At 44.2% G+C, this 15,350-nt stretch carries 14 protein-coding genes; 3 read left to right on the plus strand and 11 right to left on the minus strand.

Annotated elements, in window-relative coordinates; genetic code table 11:
• The first annotated feature begins 6 nt into the window (after window positions 1-6).
• From ilvE to ilvA, 3 genes are all read left to right on the plus strand, one after another.
• Complete coding sequence (ilvE, locus tag PPBDW_RS00305) at window positions 7-942, plus strand: branched-chain-amino-acid transaminase (RefSeq protein WP_173425454.1); 936 nt, start codon at window positions 7-9, stop codon at window positions 940-942.
• A 72-nt stretch (window positions 943-1,014) separates the two neighbouring features.
• Complete coding sequence (gene ilvD, locus PPBDW_RS00310; RefSeq protein WP_036789069.1) at window positions 1,015-2,856, plus strand: dihydroxy-acid dehydratase; 1,842 nt, start codon at window positions 1,015-1,017, stop codon at window positions 2,854-2,856.
• Window positions 2,857-2,860: 4 nt separating this feature from the next.
• Window positions 2,861-4,414: a threonine ammonia-lyase, biosynthetic gene (gene ilvA, locus PPBDW_RS00315; RefSeq protein WP_036789071.1), complete on the plus strand. Its 1,554-nt coding sequence runs from the start codon at window positions 2,861-2,863 to the stop codon at window positions 4,412-4,414.
• Window positions 4,415-4,464: 50 nt separating this feature from the next.
• Here ilvA and PPBDW_RS00320 read toward each other — a convergent pair whose 3' ends face one another.
• The 11 genes from PPBDW_RS00320 to atpE all read right to left on the minus strand — a co-directional run bounded on the left by PPBDW_RS00320 (window position 4,465) and on the right by atpE (window position 15,336).
• Window positions 4,465-4,839, minus strand: coding sequence for a helix-turn-helix transcriptional regulator (locus PPBDW_RS00320; RefSeq protein ID WP_036789073.1), 375 nt, complete (start codon window positions 4,837-4,839; stop codon window positions 4,465-4,467).
• Between the two features lie 302 nt (window positions 4,840-5,141).
• Window positions 5,142-6,977 carry a glutamine--fructose-6-phosphate transaminase (isomerizing) gene (glmS, locus tag PPBDW_RS00325; protein ID WP_036789075.1) on the minus strand — a complete coding sequence of 612 codons (1,836 nt, stop codon included), beginning with the start codon at window positions 6,975-6,977 and terminating at the stop codon, window positions 5,142-5,144.
• Window positions 6,978-7,013: 36 nt separating this feature from the next.
• Complete coding sequence (locus PPBDW_RS00330; RefSeq protein WP_036789077.1) at window positions 7,014-7,787, minus strand: DeoR family transcriptional regulator; 774 nt, start codon at window positions 7,785-7,787, stop codon at window positions 7,014-7,016.
• 234 nt (window positions 7,788-8,021) lie between these two features.
• Entirely contained in the window at window positions 8,022-9,380 is a 1,359-nt protein-coding gene (gene glmU, locus PPBDW_RS00335; protein WP_036789079.1) for a bifunctional UDP-N-acetylglucosamine diphosphorylase/glucosamine-1-phosphate N-acetyltransferase GlmU, read from the minus strand.
• Between the two features lie 246 nt (window positions 9,381-9,626).
• Window positions 9,627-10,049: a F0F1 ATP synthase subunit epsilon gene (locus PPBDW_RS00340; protein ID WP_036789081.1), complete on the minus strand. Its 423-nt coding sequence runs from the start codon at window positions 10,047-10,049 to the stop codon at window positions 9,627-9,629.
• 17 nt (window positions 10,050-10,066) lie between these two features.
• Entirely contained in the window at window positions 10,067-11,473 is a 1,407-nt protein-coding gene (gene atpD / locus PPBDW_RS00345) for a F0F1 ATP synthase subunit beta (RefSeq protein ID WP_036789083.1), read from the minus strand.
• 32 nt (window positions 11,474-11,505) lie between these two features.
• Window positions 11,506-12,372 (minus strand): F0F1 ATP synthase subunit gamma, encoded by an 867-nt coding sequence (gene atpG, locus PPBDW_RS00350; protein ID WP_036789085.1) that lies wholly within the window; start codon window positions 12,370-12,372, stop codon window positions 11,506-11,508.
• Between the two features lie 45 nt (window positions 12,373-12,417).
• Window positions 12,418-13,959: a F0F1 ATP synthase subunit alpha gene (atpA, locus tag PPBDW_RS00355; protein WP_036789087.1), complete on the minus strand. Its 1,542-nt coding sequence runs from the start codon at window positions 13,957-13,959 to the stop codon at window positions 12,418-12,420.
• 16 nt (window positions 13,960-13,975) lie between these two features.
• Window positions 13,976-14,509 (minus strand): F0F1 ATP synthase subunit delta, encoded by a 534-nt coding sequence (gene atpH / locus PPBDW_RS00360; protein ID WP_036789089.1) that lies wholly within the window; start codon window positions 14,507-14,509, stop codon window positions 13,976-13,978.
• Window positions 14,510-14,525: 16 nt separating this feature from the next.
• The gene (gene atpF / locus PPBDW_RS00365) at window positions 14,526-14,996 is read right to left on the minus strand and encodes a F0F1 ATP synthase subunit B (protein WP_036789091.1); all 471 of its coding nucleotides are present in this window, start codon (window positions 14,994-14,996) and stop codon (window positions 14,526-14,528) included.
• Between the two features lie 82 nt (window positions 14,997-15,078).
• Window positions 15,079-15,336 carry a F0F1 ATP synthase subunit C gene (gene atpE, locus PPBDW_RS00370; protein WP_012551447.1) on the minus strand — a complete coding sequence of 86 codons (258 nt, stop codon included), beginning with the start codon at window positions 15,334-15,336 and terminating at the stop codon, window positions 15,079-15,081.
• Window positions 15,337-15,350 lie beyond the last annotated feature (14 nt).

A 15,350-nucleotide genomic window follows, 5' to 3' on the forward strand; every position in this document is an offset into this window, starting at 1 on the left:
GAAATCATCATGGCAAACACAGCCGACTATATTTGGTTTAACGGTAAAATCGTTCCTTGGGCAGAAGCTAATGTGCACGTTCTTACCCATGCAATGCACTATGGCACCTCGGTTTTTGAAGGCATTCGTTGCTATAACACCCCTAAAGGGCCTGCGGTTTTTCGCCACCCAGAGCATATGCAGCGGTTACTTAATTCTGCCAAAATTTATCGTTTCCCAATCCCTTACAGCTGCGAGCAGCTAATGGAAATCTGCCGTGAAACCATTCGCGTCAATAAACTCGATTCAGCTTATATTCGTCCATTAGGCTATGTCGGTAACGTTGGTTTAGGTGTCTGCCCACCGGTTGATACTATTATGGATCTCATTGTCGCGGCCTTCCCATGGGGATCATATTTAGGTGAAGAAGCGTTAGAAAATGGTGTTGATGCGATGATTTCAAGCTGGAACCGCGCCGCACCAAACACTATTCCAACGGCAGCAAAAGCGGGCGGAAATTATTTATCATCACTACTTGTTGGCAGTGAAGCCCGTCGTCATGGTTATGCAGAAGGGATCGCGTTAAGTGTCGATGGTTATCTTTCTGAAGGTGCCGGTGAAAATATTTTCATTGTTCGTAACGGTATCCTGTCAACGCCACCGACAACCAGTGCTATTTTGCCCGGTATCACCCGTGACACCATCATCACCTTAGCGAAAGAGCGTGGTTATGAAGTCCGTGAAGAAAATATTGCTCGTGAAGCACTTTACCTTGCTGATGAAATTTTCATGACCGGTACTGCTGCTGAAATTGTCCCAGTACGTAGTGTTGACCAAATTACCGTCGGTGCAGGTAAGCGTGGCCCAATCACCCAACAATTACAAGCCGATTACTTTGGTCTATTTAACGGCGAAACCGATGATAAATGGGGTTGGTTAGATTACGTTTACCCAACGAAGTAATACTACGTTGATTCACTTATAAATGGCTTCAGTCATCCATCTGATGGCTGACCTAAAAAGGATTTTATTGTTATGCCTAAGTACCGTTCTGCAACCACAACCCACGGCCGAAATATGGCAGGCGCTCGCGCATTATGGCGTGCAACAGGGGTTAAAGATGAAGATTTTGGTAAACCGATTATTGCAGTAGTGAACTCGTTTACTCAATTTGTCCCCGGCCACGTCCATTTAAAAGATCTGGGTCAATTGGTCGCTGCAGAAATTGAGCAAGCTGGTGGTATCGCCAAAGAATTTAATACTATCGCCGTGGATGATGGCATTGCGATGGGTCACGGCGGCATGCTGTATTCATTGCCATCACGTGAATTGATTGCAGACTCCGTTGAATACATGGTTAATGCCCATTGTGCTGATGCAATGGTGTGTATTTCCAACTGTGACAAAATCACCCCGGGAATGCTAATGGCATCATTGCGTTTAAACATTCCGGTGATTTTTGTTTCTGGTGGACCAATGGAAGCAGGAAAAACCAAGCTTTCAGAGCAGGTGATCAAACTTGATTTGGTTGATGCGATGATCCAAGGTGCTGATCCTAGCGTTTCTGACGAGCAAAGTGAGCAGATCGAACGCTCTGCCTGCCCAACCTGTGGTTCATGTTCAGGGATGTTTACTGCTAACTCAATGAACTGTTTAACCGAAGCCTTAGGTTTAAGCCAGCCCGGTAATGGTTCAATGCTCGCGACACACGCTGATCGTGAGCAGTTATTCATTAATGCTGGTAAACGCATCGTGGCACTCACTAAACGCTACTATGAGCAAGATGATGCCACTGCCTTACCGCGTAATATTGCCAATAAATTAGCCTTTGAAAATGCGATGGCACTTGATATTGCGATGGGCGGTTCCAGTAATACCGTATTACACTTATTAGCAGCCGCCCAAGAAGGTGAGATTGATTTCACCATGGCGGACATTGACCAAATGTCACGCCGCGTACCACAGCTGTGTAAAGTTGCCCCTTCAACCCCTAAATATCATATGGAAGATGTTCACCGAGCGGGTGGGGTTTACAGTATCTTAGGTGAACTCGATCGCGCCGGATTATTCCATAACCAATGTCATAATATTTTAGGTGAAACCTTTGCTGAGAGTCTGCGCCATTACGACATTATCCAAACCCAATCACCAGCGGTAAAAGATTTCTTCCGCGCCGGTCCTGCAGGTATTCGTACCACCAAAGCATTTTCACAAAATTGTCGCTGGGATACTTTAGATGACGATCGCCAACATGGCTGTATTCGTAGCAAAGAATTTGCCTTTAGCGATGAGGGGGGACTAGCGGTATTGTCTGGCAACATGGCTATTGATGGCTGTATTGTTAAAACAGCAGGGGTTGATGAGAGTTGCTTAACCTTCACCGGACCCGCGGTAGTTTTTGAAAGCCAAGATACCGCTGTCGAAGGCATTCTCGGTGGTAAAGTCAAAGCCGGTGATGTCGTCGTAATTCGTTATGAAGGTCCTAAAGGTGGCCCTGGCATGCAAGAAATGCTCTACCCAACCACTTATTTAAAATCAATGGGACTTGGTAAAGAGTGTGCCTTGATCACCGATGGTCGTTTCTCCGGCGGTACTTCAGGATTATCAATTGGTCACGTATCACCAGAGGCGGCCAGTGGCGGTACTATCGGCTTAATCAATAATGGCGATATGATTGCGATTGATATTCCCAACCGTAGTATCAACCTACTCATCGATGACACCACCCTTGCTCGTCGTCGTACTGATACCGATCAACGTGGCTGGAAACCAGTCGATCGGGTGCGTCAAGTATCATTAGCCCTGAAAGCTTATGCCAACCTTGCCACCAGTGCCGATAAAGGTGCAGTGCGTGATAAATCAAAGCTAGAAGGATAATCTGATGGCCGAAGTGAAACCTGTCAGCGAGCAATACTTACTTAGCGGTGCAGACTATCTGCGCAATATTTTACGCGCGCCTGTCTATGAAGTCGCGCAAGTCACCCCACTGCAAAGCCTGACTCGCCTCAGTGCTCGCATCGGCAATCATGTGCAACTAAAGCGAGAAGATCGCCAACCAGTGCATTCGTTTAAGCTGCGTGGTGCGTACAACATGATGACCCAACTCACTGAGCCTCAACGCCAAGCGGGCGTCATTGCAGCTTCTGCAGGTAATCATGCCCAAGGATTAGCATTATCAAGCCAAAAACTGGGGGTCAATGCTACCATCGTGATGCCACGCACCACACCCGATATTAAAGTTGATGCTGTACGTGGTTTTGGCGGTAATGTGGTCTTACACGGTAATAATTTTGACGAAGCTAAAATTCATGCCGAAATGTTAGCCCAGCAACATGGCTATACTTTTATTCCACCCTTTGATCATCCAGCCATCATTGCAGGACAAGGCACCATAGGTATTGAGTTGGTGCAACAAAATGGTCATCTTGAATATGTATTTGTCCCTGTTGGCGGCGGTGGCTTGGCGGCAGGTGTCTCTGTGCTGTTAAAACAACTGCTACCGGAGATTAAAGTTATCGGCGTCGAGGCTGAAGATTCTGCCTGTTTAAAAGCGGCCTTTGATGCTGGCCAGCCGGTTACACTGGATCAGGTAGGAATGTTTGCTGATGGCGTCGCAGTAAAACGCATTGGCAGCGAAACCTTTCGGTTATGTGAACAATATCTCGATGATGTGATCACGGTTAGCAGTGATGAAATTTGTGCCGCAGTCAAAGATATTTTTGAAGATACGCGTGCAATTGCCGAACCATCAGGGGCGCTATCGCTTGCTGGTCTCAAGAAATATGCCGAGCAGCAACAATTACAACAGCGACAATTAGCCGCTATTTTATCTGGTGCTAACCTTAATTTTCATGGCTTACGTTATGTCTCAGAACGGTGTGAATTAGGAGAAAAACGCGAAGGATTATTAGCGGTCACTATTCCTGAGCGTCCAGGGTCATTTCTAGAATTTTGTCATCTTATTGGTGGCCGTGCCGTGACTGAATTTAACTATCGTTATAATGACGCCAAACTAGCCAATGTATTTGTTGGGGTACGTTTAATTCAAGGCCAGCAAGAACTTGAGCATATTATTGCAGATCTGCGCAAAGGCGGTTATCCAGTGATGGATTTATCTGATGATGAGATGGCCAAAGTTCATGTGCGTTATATGATCGGCGGCCGACCATCAAAACCATTACAAGAACGATTATATAGTTTTGAATTTCCAGAATATCCTGGCGCATTAACTAAGTTTCTATCGACCTTAGGCAGCCAATGGAATATTAGTTTATTTAACTATCGCAACCATGGCGCTGATTATGGCCGTGTATTATGTGGTTTTGAATTAGCTGATCATGATCTGCTATCGTTTACCAGTCACTTACGTAAACTGGGGTATCATTGGCATGATGAAACTGATAACTGTGCTTATAAGTTCTTTCTCGCCCAATAACAACATTCAACGTAATAAAAATATCAAGCAGCCCTAGTGCTGCTTTTTCATTATTTGCGTTGCGTAAGTGTTCGAGTATATTCCGCCATAAATTGTGCTAATTGAATGCTCTGCTGTAAAATAATTTGGCGCGCTGAATGCGGTAAACAGCCAAAACACTGCACTAATTTATCGATCTCTTCTTTATATTCACTCTCAATAATGTCCACCCCTGAATCACCATAAATGAACCACGTTAATGGTCTTTCGGTTAACTCAGAAATCTCAACCAATAACCGTACCTTAGGCTCAGTTTTACCTGTTTCTAAATCTAAATAGGTTTGACGTGCCACTTTTAATTGCTGTGCCATATAAACTTGAGTTAAGCCTTTCCATTCACGGGCTTCTTTAATCCGTACCGCCATCTCTTGTTTACGATCTGCCATCATTTACTCCACAAAACCTGTTATCAGCATTAGTACTAATAACAACCCTTGCAGATGACACGCCAAGTTTTTTAACCCACGATGGCGCTAAAATCAGACAATTACCCTTTTAATTAATATCTTTTTTTTATTTTGAATTGCAGTTCGTCATTTTTGAGATCGTCATTTCTATTTCGCAAAAAAACGTTCTCAATGCCAATATAACTAGACTTAACCCGCACTCCCAATCGTACAAAAAAAGGTGCCAGCAATGGCACCTTCTTTATTAAATAAATCTACGCTAAAAAAAACAATCTAAACGATTATTCAACCGTTACTGCTTTAGCAAGATTACGCGGCTGATCAACATCAGTCCCTTTAATCAATGCCACGTGATATGCCAATAACTGCATCGGAATGGTATAGAAAATCGGCGCAATAATTTCATCAACTTTTGGCATCGTAATGATCTTCATACCATCACAATCGTCAAAACCAGCTTCATTATCAGCAAAGACATATAACAGTCCTCCACGAGCGCGAACTTCTTCAATGTTTGACTTTAATTTTTCAAGTAAATCATTGGTAGGGGCTACGACAATCACCGGCATTTCAGCATCAACGAGTGCTAATGGGCCATGCTTAAGCTCACCCGCGGCATACGCTTCAGCGTGAATGTAAGAAATTTCTTTAAGTTTTAATGATGCTTCAACAGCAATCGGATAAAACTCCCCACGTCCTAAAAATAACGCATGCTGTTTATCGGCAAAATCTTCTGCTAATGCTTCAATCGGCTTATCAAACGCCAGTGCTTTTTCAATTTGAGCCGGAAGCTGCTGCAATGCAGCCACAATTTGTTGTTCTTGCGCTTGATCGATGGTTGCTTGTTGTTTACCTAGCGCAGTAACTAACATCAACAATGCCACCAGCTGAGTAGTGAATGCTTTAGTCGATGCAACTCCAATTTCAGCCCCAGCACGAGTCATAAAGGCTAAATCAGATTCACGTACTAATGATGAACCCGCCACATTACAGATAGTCATAGCAGCCATATAGCCTTTTTGTTTAGCAAGACGGAGAGCTGCTAATGTATCGGCTGTTTCACCCGACTGCGACAAGGTAATCAATAAACTATTTGGTCGCGTGACAAACTTGCGATAACGAAACTCTGAGGCTATTTCAACATCGCAACTGACACCGGCTATTGATTCAAACCAGTACCTTGCCACCATGCCGGCATTATATGAGGTACCACAAGCAATGATCTGAATATGTTCAACTTTCTCGAGGATCTTATTAGCATCACTGCCAATTGCTTCGATGATCACACGATCATTACTGATACGGCCTTCCATGGTGTTGATCAATGCACTTGGCTGCTCAAAGATCTCTTTTTGCATATAATGACGATATTGACCTTTATCAGCGGCATCATGCTCAACCGTCGATTCACTCACCACTCGCTCAACGGCTTGGCCATTATGATCAAATACTGCAATGTTACGTCGAGTGACTTCAGCCACATCACCTTCTTCTAAGAACATAAATCGGCGGGTAACGTTTAATAAAGCCAATTGATCAGAGGCAATAAAGTTTTCACCGACCCCTAATCCGATCACTAACGGGCTCCCAGAGCGAGCAACCACAACCCGTTCAGGATCACGACAATCCATTACTACCGTTCCGTATGCACCTTGTAATTGCAGTACCGTTTTTTGTACCGCCGCTAACAGACTAGCCGCAGAACGTAATTCCCAATCAACTAAATGTGCAATCACTTCAGTATCAGTTTGCGAGCTAAAGACATAGCCTCGCTCTTGCAATAACTCCCGCAATTGTTGATGATTTTCAATAATACCATTATGTACTAATGCAATATGTTGGCCTGATATATGCGGATGAGCATTCGCTTCTGAAGGCTCGCCATGGGTTGCCCAACGAGTATGCGCAATACCAGTGCCGCCGCTTAAAGGCGTACTTTCAACTGCATCAGCTAAGGCTTGTACTTTGCCCAACCGACGTACACGCTGTAATGTATTGTTGCTATCCACTATCGCAATACCTGCGGAGTCATAACCGCGGTATTCTAAACGGCGTAAACCTTCAATTAGAATTTCAGCTACATCACGTTGCGCTACGGCACCCACTATCCCACACATAATAATTCCTTTACCATTGCTTTGGTTATCTTGAGGTTATACTGTTACGACAGCACGAATCACTCGTACCCCATGTTGTTCTATACTGGCTTTATCGGTATCACTTAACCCCTCATCGGTAATTAAGGTACTGATCCCTTGCCAAGCTAATTCAAGGTTAGGAATTTTACGGCCTACCTTATTTGATTCGACCATCACCACCACTTCACGTGACACTTCAGCCATAACCCGACTCAAACCCATTAATTCATTAAACGTGGTAGTACCACGCTCGACATCAATCCCGTCAGCACCAATAAATAGCTGATCAAAATCATACGACCGTAAAACTGATTCAGCGACTTGGCCTTGAAATGATTCGGAATGCGGATCCCAAGTACCGCCAGTCATTAATAACGTCGGTTCATTTTCAAGTGCATTAAGGGCATTGGCGACATGTAAGGCATTGGTCATCACGATCAAGCCTTGCTTACCTCCCAATAAAGAGATTAATGCAGCAGTCGTACTGCCACTATCGATAATAATTCGATGATGATCGCGAATTTGCTGAGCAGCGGCTTGAGCAATCGCTAACTTACACACTGAAACTTGCTCAGTTTGTTCAGTTGTAACAATTTCACTCGGCATTGCAATCGCACCACCATAGCGGCGCAGCAATGAGCCAGTGATCTCTAATGCGGCAAGATCCTTACGGATAGTGACTTCTGAAGTGGAAAAGTGATGCGCTAAAACATCAACACTAACCTCACCTTGCTCACTAACCATAACGGCAATAGCATGGCGACGTTGCTGAGTATTACGTTTCGACATGAATGTTAAACAACACAATAAGTTTCGATTTGAAACTAGTATAGCGTTAGTAAAAAGGATTCTGCAATACCATTACAATAATTTTCATCACAAAATAATCCAGTATGGGGATAATCTAATCGCAGCGAAAACTCACGACAATGACTAAAAATTAGCCATAAAAAAGCAGAGCTGGCGCTCTGCTTAACAATATTAAGGTCTTTAAACTGACATTTTTTCAGTTATAGAATAAGACTATTTTTTAGTTGGACGTTTCCAACCTTTGATCGTACGTGCTGGCGTACGAGTGATCACAAGCTCATCTTCACCGATATTACGGTTAATGGTTGAACCTGCGCCAATCGTTGCACCAGCAGCCACTTTAACAGGAGCAATTAACTGCGTATCAGAGCCAACAAACACATTATCGCCAATTTCAGTTTTAAACTTATTAGCACCATCGTAGTTACAAGTAATAGTACCCGCGCCAATATTTACATTAGCACCAATGTCTGCATCACCTAAATAACTAAGATGTCCCGCTTTAGAGCCTAAACCTAAACGCGCTTGCTTCATTTCAACGAAATTCCCCACATGCGCTTGTGCCATCAATTCAGCACCAGGGCGTAAACGAGCAAATGGACCAACAGTACAGGCTTCACCAACGGTAGCCCCTTCAATAACACTGTAAGGACTGATAATACTATTATCATCAATCTCACAGTTTTTCAGTACACAGCCGGCACCGATAATAACGTTATCACCAATACTAACACTACCTTCAATGATAACATTCACATCGATTTCAACGTCGGTACCACACTGTAGTGAACCACGTAAATCAAATCGAGCAGGATCACGTAACATTACGCCTTGCTCTAATAAACGCTCAGCTTGCATACTTTGGAACGCACGCTCAAGACGTGCAAGTTGAACGCGGTTATTTACCCCTTCAACTTCAATTGCTAACGCAGGGTGAACGGCTTCAACAGCACGACCTTCGTTATGAGCAATTTCAATAATATCTGTCAGGTAATATTCACCCTGAGCATTCTCATTTTTAAGTGAAGATAACCAACGTTTAAGATCACCACCGTTAGCAACCATCACCCCGGTATTGATTTCTTTAATTAGCTTTTGCTCTTCCGTGGCATCTTTTTGCTCAACAATCGCAACGACTGGACCATTACGGCGCACAATACGACCGTAGCCCGTTGGATCATCAAGTACCACGGTCAGTAATGCAATCCCGCCATCAGGTTGTGCATCAAGTAAGTTCTCTAACGTTTGCGCACTGATTAACGGCACATCACCGTACAAAATTAATGCTTTCTCATCATCGGCAAGATTCGGCACTGCTTGGTTAACCGCATGTCCAGTACCAAGTTGTTCCGCCTGTAGTACCCAATTAACATTTTCTTTGGCTAATACTTGCTGCATGGTATCGCCACCATGACCATAAACAAGGTTGATGCTACTTGAGCCGATATCATTACAAGTATCAATTACATGTTTAACCATTGGCTTACCAGCAAGAGTATGAAGTACCTTGGGTAAGTTAGAGTACATACGGGTGCCTTTTCCCGCGGCAAGAATCACAGCACTAAAGCTCATGATGAATATTCCTCTGAATGCATATATGGTTTGTATATCCCTATTGTACCTGTAGATGCACATAGGTTTAAGGTGAACTGTGTATTTTAACTAAAAAATAACCAAGTAAAAAACTCCGTATAAACAAGTTTTATTTATACATGATCAAAAAGCAACCATTAGACTATCTAACATATGTTATTGTTATTAATCATATAAAAAAAGCGACCCTAAGGTCGCTTTTTATAATGCAGTCATTAAATATGATTAACGTAGACGTTTGGTCAATTCAATAACGCGTAGCTGAGCAATTGCTTTTGCTAGATCACTGGCTGCTTGGGCAAAATCGATATCGCCATGCTGATTATGAATTCTTTCTTCAGCTTGGCGCTTTGCTTCTTCAGCTTTCGCAGTATCTAAATCAATACCACGAATAGCGGTGTCAGCAAGTACGGTTACGATACCAGGCTGTACTTCAAGCATGCCGCCAGAAATGTAAATAACATCTTCTTCGCCACCTTGCTTGATAATACGTACCATACCCGGAGTAATCGCACTCAACAACGGCGTGTGACCGGCATGAATACCCAGTTCACCTTCGCTACCTGTTACCTGAATACTTTCAGCGCGGCCAGAAAACAAACGTTTCTCAGCACTAACTACATCCAGATGAAAGGTTATCGCTGCCATATTGCCTCCTAATTAGCTTACAGTTTTTTGGCGTTTTCTAATACGTCTTCAATCGCACCACAGTACATAAATGCCTGCTCTGGGATATCGTCGTATTCACCGCCTAAAATACCTTTAAAGCTACGTAACGTATCTTTAAGTGATACGTAAATACCAGGCGAACCGGTAAATACTTCTGCTACGTGGTAAGGCTGTGTAAGGAAACGTTCAATCTTACGCGCACGAGATACAGCTTGCTTATCTTCTTCAGATAGCTCATCCATACCTAGAATTGCGATGATATCTTTCAGCTCTTTATAACGCTGTAGTAAACTTTGAACGCCACGCGCAATGTCGTAATGCTCTTGACCTACTACCAAAGGATCAAGCATACGTGATGTTGAGTCCAATGGGTCGATCGCAGGGTATAGACCTAGCGATGCGATTTGACGCGATAGTACAACTGTTGCATCTAAGTGAGCAAAGGTTGTTGCTGGTGATGGGTCAGTCAAGTCATCGGCAGGTACGTATACCGCCTGCACTGAGGTGATAGAACCAGACTTAGTTGATGTGATACGCTCTTGCAGCACACCCATCTCTTCAGCCAATGTTGGCTGGTAACCTACCGCAGAAGGCATACGACCCAATAGTGCTGAAACCTCGGTTCCTGCTAGGGTGTAACGATAAATGTTATCGATAAATAACAGTACGTCACGGCCTTCATCACGGAAGCGCTCAGCCATAGTCAAACCTGTCAAAGCAACACGTAGACGGTTACCTGGAGGCTCGTTCATCTGACCGTAAACCATCGCTACTTTTGATTCTTCAGGCTTCTCAAGGTTAACAACCCCAGCTTCCTGCATTTCAAAGTAGAAATCGTTACCTTCACGCGTACGCTCACCCACACCGGCAAATACCGATAGGCCTGAGTGTTGTAGAGCGATGTTGTTGATAAGTTCCATCATGTTAACGGTCTTACCTACACCAGCACCACCAAATAGACCGATTTTACCACCCTTAGCAAACGGACAAATAAGGTCAATAACCTTAACGCCTGTCTCTAACAGTTCGGTTGCATTTGATTGTTCTTCGTAGCTTGGTGCTGGACGGTGAATAGCGTAACGCTCTTGCTCACCGATTTCACCACACTCATCAATGGGTTGACCTAGAACGTTCATGATACGTCCTAGTGTTGCCGTACCCACTGGTACTTCAATAGGGCGGCCTGTATTTTCTACAGACAAACCACGACGTAAGCCATCAGAAGTACCCATTGCGATACAACGCACAATACCGCCACCAAGTTGCTGCTGAACTTCCAGTACTAACGTACCTTTTTCTTTCGCATCAACATGTAGGGCATCATATACTTTGGGTACAGAGTCCTGTGGAAACTCTACGTCGACTACTGCACCAATGATCTGGACGATCTTACCTGTAGCCATCGTTAATCCTCTAAACTTATTAATTCTTTGCCTTAAACAGCAGATGCACCAGAAACGATTTCTGATAATTCTTGTGTGATCGCCGCCTGACGGGCTTTGTTATACACAAGTTGCAAGTCATCAATCAGATCACCTGCGTTATCTGTTGCAGCTTTCATTGCTACCATTCGTGCCGCTTGCTCACTGGCAAGGTTCTCAACCACCCCTTGATACACTTGTGATTCAACATAACGAACCAATAAAGCATCAAGTAAAGGTTTCGGCTCGGGCTCATAAATATAATCCCAAGAATGGCTGCGCTGCATCTCTTCGTCTTCTGACTTAGGCAAAGGCAACAATTGATCAATCACCGGTTCTTGAACCATGGTATTTACAAACTTGTTGTATACCAGGAACAAGCGATCTAATTGACCTTCATCATATTTCTTCAGCATTACGCCAACAGTACCGATCAGCTCATCAACCGTTGGTGAATCACCAAGGCCTGATACTTGAGCCGTTACGTTGCCGCCGTAGTTATTAAAAAAGGCCGTTGCTTTCGCGCCAATTAACGCGAGATCAACGTCTGCACCTTTTTCAGACCAGGTCTGCACATCGTTAATGGCTTTTTTAAACAAGTTAATGTTCAAGCCACCACACAGACCACGATCTGTAGAAACAATGATGTAACCGACGCGCTTGGCTTCACGCTCTTCGAGATAAGGATGTTTATACTCAAGGCTACCAAGGGCGATGTGACCGATCACTTTGCGCATAGTTTGTGCATATGGACGTGATGACTCCATCGCTTCTTGCGTTTTACGCATTTTAGAAGCTGCCACCATTTCCATCGCTTTGGTGATCTTCTGTGTATTTTGAACACTACCGATCTTATTACGAATCTCTTTTGCGCTGGCCATCGTCACTCTCCGTTAGAAGGTGATCGCTAAGCGATCACCAACCAATTACCAAGTTTGGGTCGCTTTGAAATCTTGCAGCAGTTTCGCAAACTGCGCTTCGATATCATCGTTGTAAGCACCCGTTTCATCAATTTGAGCTACTAACTCAGCAAATTGACCTTTGGCAAATGAAAGCAACGCAGCTTCGAAATCAGCTAACTTAGCAAGTTCAACATCGCTCAAGTAACCTTTTTCGGCAGCAAAAATAACAATCGCTTGCTCAAATACAGACATTGGCGAGTATTGCTTTTGCTTCATCAACTCAGTCACTTTCTGACCGTGATCAAGCTGCTTTTTAGTTGCATCATCAAGGTCTGACGAGAACTGAGCAAACGCAGCTAGTTCACGGTACTGTGCTAGGGCAGTACGGATACCACCTGAAAGCTTCTTGATAACTTTAGTTTGGGCAGCACCACCTACACGCGATACAGAAATACCTGGATCAACCGCTGGACGAATACCAGCATTGAACAATTCTGTTTGTAGGAAGATCTGACCATCGGTGATAGAGATAACGTTAGTCGGTACGAATGCCGATACGTCACCAGCTTGAGTTTCAATGATAGGTAGCGCAGTTAAAGAACCGGTTTTACCTGTCACTTCACCGTTCGTAAATTTCTCAACGTAGTGCTCACTAACACGTGATGCACGCTCAAGAAGACGAGAGTGAAGGTAGAAAACATCACCAGGGAATGCTTCACGACCTGGTGGACGTTTTAGCAATAGTGAGATTTGACGATAAGCAACAGCTTGTTTAGACAAGTCATCGTATACGATCAGTGCATCTTCGCCACGGTCACGGAAATACTCACCCATTGCACAACCTGAGTAGGGTGCAAGGTATTGTAACGCAGCAGCTTCTGAAGCTGATGCAACCACAACAATAGTATTTTCCAATGCGCCGTGCTCTTCAAGTTTACGAACCACGTTCGCAATCGTTGAAGCTTTCTGGCCAATAGCCACATACACAGAGTAGATACCAGAATTTTTCTGATTAATGATGGCATCGATAGCCATCGCGGTTTTACCCGTTTGGCGGTCACCGATAATCAGCTCACGCTGACCACGACCGATAGGGATCATCGCATCAACTGCTTTGTAACCAGTTTGAACTGGCTGATCAACAGATTTACGATCGATTACACCTGGTGCAATTACTTCAACAGGAGAGAATGTCTCTGTTTCAATTGAACCTTTACCATCAATAGGCTGACCTAGGGTGTTAACAACACGCCCAAGTAGTGCAGGACCAACCGGTACTTCAAGAATACGACCAGTACCGATTACCTTCATGCCTTCTTGTAGTGAAGCATAAGGGCCCATAACTACCGCACCTACAGAGTCACGCTCAAGGTTAAGTGCTAAGGCGAACAGTCCGCCTGGTAGTTCAATCATTTCACCTTGCATTACGTCAGCAAGGCCATGGATTCGAATAATACCATCGCTTACAGAAACGATAGTACCTTCGTTACGCGCTTCACTTACAACGTTGAAATTTTCAATACGTTGTTTGATCAGTGCGCTAATTTCCGTGGAATTAAGTTGCATGCTCCAATTCCCCAAATCAAGACAGCAAAGTATCGCTCAGACGGTTCAATTTTCCCCGTACAGAGTTATCGATAACAAGGTCTCCAGCTCTAATTACGACCCCAGCAATCAGGGTCTCGTCTACACTGCAGGTCAACATCACTTTACGTGCTAAACGCTGCTCAAGTTTGGCGCTGATCGCATCTAACTGGTTTTCATCAAGAGCGATGGCAGATATCACCATGGCTTCGATGGTTTTTTCATGCTCATGTTTCATCAGCATGAATTCACCACAGACATCAGGTAGCGCATTGAGGCGTCCATTAACAGCCATAACTTTAATTAGGTTATGACCGAATTCGTCGAGTTGCTCACCGCATACTGAAACAAAAATTTCAGCAAGCTTGTCAGCGGCATAGCCACTATCAAGAATATCTTGCATAGTGTCATTGTTTGCCACAGCGCCAGCAAAAGTTAGCATTTCTGCCCACTGTGCTAGTTCGCCTTTCTCGACCGCAAAGTCAAATGCTGCTTTAGCGTAGGGGCGTGCGATAGTAGTCATATCCGACATGTGCTTGCCCCTTTAATTACAGTTCTGCAGTGAGTTTGTTAAGAATATCAGTTTGCGCTTCCACATCGATGGAGCGACCAATGATCTTCTCAGCGCCAATCACAGCTAGAGTTGCAACTTGTTTTCTTAACTCATCACGAGCACGATTACGTTCAGCTTCAATTTCAGCCATACCTTGAGCAAGAATTTTCTCACGCTCAGCTTGGGCTTCAATTTTAGCGTCATCGACAATTTGAGCTTTACGCTTATTTGCCTGTTCAATCAGCTCACTCGCGGCGCGTTTCGCTTCTTTCAATTGATCAGAAGCATTAGCTTGTGCAAGGTCCAGGTCTTTGGCAGCGCGATCTGCTGCTGCCAAACCGTCAGCAATTTTTTTCTGACGTTCTTCAATCGCTTCCATAATTGGCGGCCATACATATTTCATGCAGAACACGACAAATAAGAAGAAAGCGATAGCCTGACCCAGCAAAGTTGCATTCATATTCACAACGCATCTCCTTAAAAAGGGTTGCTAGGGTCCATTTACTCTGGAGTCAGCCTTTTTGAGAAAGGCTGATCACAGCGGTTTATTAGCCAGCTAGTTGGCCAACAAATGGGTTTGCGAATGTGAATAGCAACGCGATTACGATACCGATCATTGGTACCGCATCCAATAGACCTGCGATGATGAACATCTTAACTTGCAGCATTGGCGCCATTTCAGGTTGACGTGCAGCGCCTTCAAGGAATTTACCACCAAGAATTGCGAAGCCGATCGCTGTACCAAGGGAAGCAAGACCTACAATAATGCCCACGGCAATTGCAGAAAAGCTTAGTAAAGTTTCCATCACTATCTCCAGTT

This window comes from Photobacterium kishitanii, from assembly GCF_000613045.3.
Taxonomy (GTDB): domain Bacteria; phylum Pseudomonadota; class Gammaproteobacteria; order Enterobacterales; family Vibrionaceae; genus Photobacterium; species Photobacterium kishitanii.

Coding starts and splice junctions, on each gene's coding strand:
- ilvD (WP_036789069.1), top strand. CDS start 1,015: ATGCCTAAGTACCGTTCTGCAACCACAACCCACGGCCGAAATATGGCA.
- ilvA (WP_036789071.1), top strand. CDS start 2,861: ATGGCCGAAGTGAAACCTGTCAGCGAGCAATACTTACTTAGCGGTGCA.
- PPBDW_RS00320 (WP_036789073.1), bottom strand. CDS start 4,839: ATGGCAGATCGTAAACAAGAGATGGCGGTACGGATTAAAGAAGCCCGT.
- glmS (WP_036789075.1), bottom strand. CDS start 6,977: ATGTGTGGGATAGTGGGTGCCGTAGCGCAACGTGATGTAGCTGAAATT.
- PPBDW_RS00330 (WP_036789077.1), bottom strand. CDS start 7,787: ATGTCGAAACGTAATACTCAGCAACGTCGCCATGCTATTGCCGTTATG.
- glmU (WP_036789079.1), bottom strand. CDS start 9,380: ATGAGCTTTAGTGCTGTGATTCTTGCCGCGGGAAAAGGCACCCGTATG.
- PPBDW_RS00340 (WP_036789081.1), bottom strand. CDS start 10,049: ATGGCAGCGATAACCTTTCATCTGGATGTAGTTAGTGCTGAGAAACGT.
- atpD (WP_036789083.1), bottom strand. CDS start 11,473: ATGGCTACAGGTAAGATCGTCCAGATCATTGGTGCAGTAGTCGACGTA.
- atpG (WP_036789085.1), bottom strand. CDS start 12,372: ATGGCCAGCGCAAAAGAGATTCGTAATAAGATCGGTAGTGTTCAAAAT.
- atpA (WP_036789087.1), bottom strand. CDS start 13,959: ATGCAACTTAATTCCACGGAAATTAGCGCACTGATCAAACAACGTATT.
- atpH (WP_036789089.1), bottom strand. CDS start 14,509: ATGTCGGATATGACTACTATCGCACGCCCCTACGCTAAAGCAGCATTT.
- atpE (WP_012551447.1), bottom strand. CDS start 15,336: ATGGAAACTTTACTAAGCTTTTCTGCAATTGCCGTGGGCATTATTGTA.